Source organism: Nonomuraea deserti (genome assembly GCF_004348685.1).
Taxonomy (GTDB): Bacteria; Actinomycetota; Actinomycetes; order Streptosporangiales; family Streptosporangiaceae; genus Nonomuraea; species Nonomuraea deserti.
Genome location: NZ_SMKO01000025.1, coordinates 62,242 through 68,778 on the forward strand (window position 1 = coordinate 62,242; position 6,537 = coordinate 68,778).

Annotated in this window: 6 protein-coding genes; 2 read left to right on the forward strand and 4 right to left on the reverse strand. The window is 70.5% G+C overall.

What is annotated here, in order from left to right; all coding sequences use genetic code 11:
* Positions 1-158 precede the first annotated feature (158 nt).
* Entirely contained in the window at positions 159-1,703 is a 1,545-nt protein-coding gene (gene dacB / locus E1292_RS13165; RefSeq protein WP_132595410.1) for a D-alanyl-D-alanine carboxypeptidase/D-alanyl-D-alanine endopeptidase, read from the reverse strand.
* Between the two features lie 102 nt (positions 1,704-1,805).
* Positions 1,806-2,354 (reverse strand): FHA domain-containing protein, encoded by a 549-nt coding sequence (locus tag E1292_RS13170; RefSeq protein WP_132595411.1) that lies wholly within the window; start codon positions 2,352-2,354, stop codon positions 1,806-1,808.
* Between the two features lie 88 nt (positions 2,355-2,442).
* Here E1292_RS13170 and E1292_RS13175 point away from each other — a divergent pair, with 88 nt between their 5' ends.
* A complete protein-coding gene (locus E1292_RS13175) occupies positions 2,443-2,961 on the forward strand; it encodes a PadR family transcriptional regulator (RefSeq protein ID WP_132595412.1) in 519 nt (172 codons plus the stop codon).
* A 247-nt stretch (positions 2,962-3,208) separates the two neighbouring features.
* Here E1292_RS13175 and E1292_RS13185 read toward each other — a convergent pair whose 3' ends face one another.
* A complete protein-coding gene (locus E1292_RS13185) occupies positions 3,209-4,570 on the reverse strand; it encodes an MFS transporter (protein ID WP_132595413.1) in 1,362 nt (453 codons plus the stop codon).
* A gap of 121 nt (positions 4,571-4,691) precedes the next feature.
* On the reverse strand, positions 4,692-5,546 hold the full coding sequence (locus tag E1292_RS13190) for a hypothetical protein (protein WP_132595414.1): 855 nt from the start codon (positions 5,544-5,546) through the stop codon (positions 4,692-4,694).
* 242 nt (positions 5,547-5,788) lie between these two features.
* On the opposite strand from E1292_RS13190, the gene E1292_RS13195 reads away from it, so the two are divergent.
* Positions 5,789-6,537 (forward strand): hydroxyacid dehydrogenase (locus E1292_RS13195; RefSeq protein ID WP_281284022.1); only part of this gene is annotated, 749 nt, incomplete at its 3' end.

Consider the following 6,537-nt stretch of genomic DNA (forward strand, 5'->3'; position numbering starts at 1 on the left):
TTACCACACAAGGTCGAACCGCATTCTGGCGCTCCAAGGTCGGCTATGTCCCGAAAAGACCGCTCCAAGTGGCTGAATCGTGATGCGGCCCGCGCTGGCGGGGTAAACCGCGGCGGCCCTCTGCGCGTCAGGAGGCCGCCGCGTTCCCTACAGGATGATCAGCACTGCGCGGGCTTCAGCCAGGAGCACTCCAGGTCGCCCGCCGGGCCCGGGTCCGTGGCGCGGAGCTGGACGGGGTCGCCGCCCGCCGAGGCACGGGAGAACTGGGCGAGGCGTACGGCGATCTTGTCCTCGATGTCCTTCGGCGAGCCGGACAGGTACTGGTTCAGCATGATCGAGAAGATCAGCGGCTCGCCGTCGGCGCTGGTGACGTAGCCGGACAGCGCCGTGACCCCGGTCAGCGAGCCCGTCTTGGCGTGCACGTTGCCCGCGGCGGGGGTGTCGCGCATCCGGCTGCGCAGCGTGCCGCCGACGAAGCGCTCGGCGTTGCCCGCGATGGGCAGCGACTCGTACCAGGTGCCGAACCACGGCTTGCCGCGTACGGCCGACAGGAACTGCACGATCGAGCCGGGCGAGAAGCCGTCGCGGCGCGACAGCCCCGAGCCGTCCCGCATGTTGATCACCTGCACCCCGTTGGCCTTGGCGAAGTCGGTGGTGACCTTGAGCCCGGCCGCCCACGTGCCCTGGTTCGCCGCCTTGCGGCCCATGGCCTTGGTGAGGATCTCGGCGTGGATGTTGTTGCTCAGCTTCATGAACGGCACCAGCAGCTCGCCCAGCGTCATCGACTCGTGCGCGGCCAGCTCCTCGGCGCCCTCGGGCGCCGCGCCGGTCACCGTGCGGCCGAGCACCTTGACGCCGTGCCTGGTCAGCGACTCACGGAAGAGCGAGGAGGCGTAGGCCGTGGGGTCGTCGACGGCCACCCACTCCTGGTACGGGTCCGCGACCGTACCGGTGATCACGACGGTGCGGGTGCCGTGCTGCCGTTCGATGAGCACGTCGGTCTCGGAGCCCGCCGTCGCCCGGTTCACGATCTTCAGGTAGCCGGTGTCCGGCGTGGTGGTCACCTTGACCTTGCCGTTCTCGGCCGCCACCGCGACGATCACCGAGCCGGCGTCGTAGTCCTTGTCGGGAGAGGCGGTCAGGGCCGAGATCGGGGCCGCGTAGTACGCGGTCTCGTCGTCCCAGGCCCAGTCGTTGCCGAGCCGCCGCGCGTCGAACCAGGTGTCGTCGGCCACGAGCTTGCCGGTGACGACCTTGACGCCCGCGTCGGCCACCTTGGCGGCCAGCGCGTCGTAGTCCTCGGCCAGCATGGTGGGGTCGCCGGTGCCGCGCAGCACCAGGTCGCCGGCCAGCACCTTGCCGGCCTTGCGCCCGGTGCTCAGCACGCTGGTGGTGAAGCGGTAGTCGAGCCCGAGCGTCTCGGCCGCCGCGGCCGAGGTGAACAGCTTGGTGTTGGACGCCGGGATCAGCAGCTTGCCGGCGTCGGTGGCGTACAGTTCCTCCCCGGTCTCCGCGCTCTTGACGACGACGCCCGCCCTGGCGATCGTGAGCCGCGAGTCGCTGAGGATCTGGTTGAGGTCCTGGGTCAGGTCGGCCACGCCCGCCGAGGGGTCGAGCGCGACGGCCGGTGAGGAAGGGCTGGACGCCCACGCGAGGGCCGCGACGAGCGCGCCCGCGACGAGGGATGCTGAGGTGCGCCGCATGGGGTCTCCAAATGATGACTGGGGGATCGCCTGCAGCATGGAGCAGCACCGTCAGCCTGTAATCCGCAAATCTCCGTATTTATCGGAGCATGGAGCAGCGGGTCAGATGGATGGCAGGCTCGAAGTGAGCAAGAAACCGCAGTCCCCGAACGCGATCTCGTCGCCCGACCTGACCCGGGCGGGCCCCACCAGCCGCCACCCGTTGAGCCGGGTGCCGTTGAGCGAGCCCAGGTCGACCAGCAGCCACCCGTCGCTCTCGCGCCGCAGCTCGGCGTGCACGCGGGAGACCGTCAGGTCCGACAGCACGAGGTCGCAGGCCGACCCCCTGCCCACCACGTAACGCAACCGGTCGTCCTCGGGCAGCGCCAGCCGGGGCAGCCGGGGCCGCCGCCACGCCGACTGCACCCTGGAGGTGAACTCCGACACGGCCGCCACCGCGTCGGTCAGCCGCTGCCTGAGCGTCGCCCGCCGCGGCAGGTCGGCCACCACCTCGTCGAGCTCGTGGCGGTTGCGCGCCCTCAACACCTGGTCGACGCGGCCCACGAACGTGTCGTGGGAGATGCGCCCCTCTACGGCGCGATCTCTGAGCTCGTCGATCGCACGGTCGCGTTCCCCATCCGAGGCACGAAAGGGCGGAAGCGTGGAGCTCATGTAGCGAGTATCGGCCTGAACCGCGCTCCCTGTCCAGAATACGCGGATCGGTTGCCAATACCATACTCGGTATGCATACTTAGTATCTATGTCGATCAGGCACGGACTGCTGACGTTGCTGTGCGGCGGGCCACGTTATGGCTACCAGCTGAGAGTGGAGTTCGAGGCGTCCACAGGGGCTACCTGGCCACTGAACATCGGCCAGGTATACACGACGCTCTCCCGCCTGGAACGCGACGGCCTGGTGGCGCCTGGTGGCACTGACGAGCAGGGCCGCGCGGTCTACACGATCACCGAGGCCGGCCGCGCGGAACTGGAGCGATGGTTCAGCACCCCCGTCGCCCAGTCCGACCGGCCCCGGGACGAGCTCGCCATCAAGATCGCGATGGCCGTCGCCGGCGGCGTCGACGTGGCGCAGGTGATCCAGCTCCAGCGAACGGCCACCATGCGCGCGCTCCAGGAGCTCACGAAGGCCAAGCGCGCGGCGACCGGCGGCCTCGCCCAGCGGCTGATCATCGACTCGCTGATCTTCAAGGCCGAGGCGGAGCAGCGCTGGCTGGACCACTGCGAGGCGGTGTCCAAAGGGGCCTCGAAGGAGAAGGCATGACGGTGGTGAGCCTGCGGGAGGTGACCCGCGAGCACGGCCAGGTGCGCGCGCCGGGCGGCGTGAGCCTGGACGCGGCGGCGGGGGAACTGGTCGCGGTGACGGCCCCGTCGGGCTCGGGCAAGTCGACGCTGCTCAACCTGGCCGGCGGCCTCGACAGGCCCACGCCGCGATCTCGACACCTTGTCGTCCGTGGGCTGCCGCCGGCGGACGCGCAGGCTGGTGGTGGCCGCCGTGCTGGCCGGGCTGTTCACGCGGACGCGTCCGGTTCTGGCGCGCCGGGTGGCGTGAGGCGGTATCTCAGCGTCATCACCACCGACGCCAGGATGATCAGCGCGGGGACCGTGGTCTGCCCGATGAGTACCGCGGTCACCGCGCTCTCCGGCTGCTCGACCGGCCTGCTCGGCTCGGACTCGACGAAGCCGCCGAGCGACAGGATGACGCCGAAGATCAGCGCGCCGAAGGAGCTGACCCCGCTCTCGATGGCCGTCCACAACCCGGTCAGCACGCCCGCCCTGCGCTTGCCGGTCTTCGCCGCGTCCACCGCGATGACGTCCGCCAGCATGGAGAACAGCAGCAGTTGCACGCCCGCGATGCCCACGCCGACGACGAGGATCGTCACGTGCGCGTACAGCGAGCCGAAGAGCGGGGTGGCCATGGCCGCCGCGGTGCCGCCCCCGAACACCAGCGCGGCCAGCACCATCGCGCCGCGCTTGTCGAACCGCTTGGCCAGCCGCACCCACAGCGGCATCGTCAGCAGCATCGGGCCCACCAGCGCCGCGAACAACGTCTGCGTGGCGTCCGGCGTGCCGATCGTGTAGGTGGCGAAGTACGGTGCCGCCGCCAGCATCATGCTGACGGCCAGCATCTGCGTGCAGGCCAGCGCCGTGATCCAGAGGAACGGCGCGTTGCCCTTGATCGCCGCGAACTGCTCCCGCCACCCGCCCCGGTCAGGCTCGGGCGCGCCGGTCATCGGGGCGCGGGCGGTGCCGAAGAACGAACCCAGCATCGAGACCAGCAGGATGGCCGCGATCGTGGCGGCCATCAGCCGGTAGCTGCCGAGCGTGCCGTCGCCGCCCTGGCTGGTGACGATGGCCGGGGCCAGCACGCCGCTGATGGCGGTGGCCGCGCCGATGAAGATCATCCGCCACTGGAGCAGCGAGGTGCGTTCGTGGTAGTCGTGCGTCATCTCGCCGGGCATCGCCTTGTACGGCACCTCGAACAGCGCGTACGCCGTCGCCGTGGCCAGGAAGCACACCCCGACGTACAGCGCGGCGGGGACGCCGGTCAGTGGGGGCCCGGCGAAGACCAGGAAGAACGCGATCGGCAGCGTGCAGGCGCCGGCGAGCAGCCAGGGCCTGCGCGGGCCGAGCCGGGATCTGGTCCGGTCGGACCAGCGGCCGACCAGCGGATTGATCACGAGGTCCCAGGCCTTCGGCGCGGTCACGACCACCCCGGCCAGCCACGCGGGAACGGCCAGGAAGTTCGTCATGTAGTACAGCAGGAGCAACCCGGGCACGGCGCCCACGGTGGCGGTGCAGAACGAGCCGACACCGTAGCCGACGCGTACACCCCGGGGGACCGTGGAGGCGCTCGCCGCCGGTGCGATCATGCCCTCATTGAAGCCGAACAGAGCGTTGTTCGGTAGGGCCCACTTCCCGGCGTGGCGGCGCGGACGGAGGCCCGGTCACCCGGGCCCCGGCACGTGGTCGGTCTCGGATGCCGGCCGCGGGTCAGTCGCGGACGTCGGCGCAGACCACGTGCGCGCCGATCTCGATCATCCGGCGTTCGCTGTGGGTGTCGGCCACCCTGGCCATGAGGATGGGCGCGCCGGACGCCGCGAACTGCGGCAGCCGGGCCCGCACCAGGCGGTGCAGGTCGCGTACGACGTCTTCGGCGGCGGACATGTGCACCTTCACGTGCAGCATGATCCCGGGAGCTCCCGACGCGGTGCGCGCCTCCGAGATCCACACGTGGTGCACGAGCGGGAAGTCCATGAGCAACTGGGCGATCGCCTGGCGCAGCGCGGGCAGGATCGGGTGCGTGCACCGCCGGTAGCCGGGGTCCACCTGCTGCATGGGCCCCGACAGGTGCGGCCGGGGCGCGGGCACCCACGGGAACGCGGGCGCCTGGGTGGAGGGGGGTGCGACCTGGGCCAGCGCGGCACCGCGCGAGACGGTGGCCATGGCGCCCGTCGCGTAGGCGGCGGGGGCCGCCCCCGACAGCACGGGCGTCGGACCGCTGCGCGTCGAGGTGAGGAAGCGCTGGAGATCGTCGATGGGCACGGCCGCGGCGGCTGGTCCGGCCGCGTCGATCACGATCTCCCGCACGCCGGTGACGCGCTGGATGTCCAGGACGGTGTCGGCGTCACACGCCGACAGGGAATGGCTGCCGCGGTGCCTGGCATAGGTGGCAGGGCCGGTGTAGCCGAGCAGGACCCGGTCACCGGCTTGTGTCGTCCCCAGGACGACCGAACGGTCTGTTCGCACCGCCACCAGGATTCCACCGTCGGCGAGTGCGCCCAGCAGGCGATGGGGGGTGCCATGCTGGGCGAGCACGTCGGCAAGCGCAGGATTCCCGATGCTCATATGACGAACCATAGGTAGTCGGCCACGGCTTATCAGGCTAATGGCGAAGAAATCTCCCGATCAAGACAAAGACGGCCGCGATATGGATGAGTTTGGCGTTCGGTGGGTACGGCCGCCCCTGTCCCACATCATGGGTCCCTCGTGAACGCGTTCACAAGCGACCGTTAGACTCTGTGGGACCGTCGGGGGCCGGACGTGTGACGAGTCCCCCGAAGCCCGCCTGTCCCGGAGGATCCACACCCGTGAACAAGCCCGTCGTTCTGGTCGCAGAAGAGCTGTCCGAGGCCGGCCTCGCCGTGCTCGGCGCTGATTTCGAGGTCCGCCACACCGACGGCGCCGACCGTTCCCAGCTGCTGCCCGCACTCGCCGGGGTGGACGCGCTGATCGTCCGCTCCGCCACGCAGGTCGACGCCGAGGCCATCGCCGCGGCGCCCAAGCTGCGCGTGGTCGCCCGCGCCGGCGTCGGCCTCGACAACGTCGACGTCGAGGCCGCCACCAAGGCCGGTGTCATGGTCGTCAACGCGCCGACCTCCAACATCACCAGCGCCGCCGAGCAGACCATCGCGCTCATCCTGGCCAGCGCGCGCAACACGGCCCAGGCGCACGCCGCGCTGAAGAACGGCGAGTGGAAGCGGTCGAAGTACACCGGTGTCGAGCTCGACGAGAAGGTCGTCGGCATCCTCGGCCTCGGCAAGATCGGCCAGCTCGTGGCCCAGCGCCTGCAGCCGTTCGGCGTCGAACTGATCGCCTACGACCCCTACCTGCCGCCGGCCCGCGCCGCGCAGATGGGCGTCAAGCTGCTGCCCCTCGACGAGGTGCTCAAGCAGGCCGACTTCATCACCGTGCACCTGCCGAAGTCGAAGGAGACGGTCGGGCTCATCGGCGACGACGAGCTGCACAAGGTCAAGCCCAACGTGCGCATCGTCAACGTCGCCCGCGGCGGCATCGTCGACGAGGCCGCCCTCTACTCGGCCATCAAGGAGGGGCGGGT

Bases quoted from the DNA above. Each gene is read 5' to 3' on its own strand.
- dacB (WP_132595410.1), bottom strand. From the start codon at position 1,703: ATGCGGCGCACCTCAGCATCCCTCGTCGCGGGCGCGCTCGTCGCGGCC.
- E1292_RS13170 (WP_132595411.1), bottom strand. From the start codon at position 2,354: ATGAGCTCCACGCTTCCGCCCTTTCGTGCCTCGGATGGGGAACGCGAC.
- E1292_RS13175 (WP_132595412.1), top strand. From the start codon at position 2,443: ATGTCGATCAGGCACGGACTGCTGACGTTGCTGTGCGGCGGGCCACGT.
- E1292_RS13185 (WP_132595413.1), bottom strand. From the start codon at position 4,570: ATGATCGCACCGGCGGCGAGCGCCTCCACGGTCCCCCGGGGTGTACGC.
- E1292_RS13190 (WP_132595414.1), bottom strand. From the start codon at position 5,546: ATGAGCATCGGGAATCCTGCGCTTGCCGACGTGCTCGCCCAGCATGGC.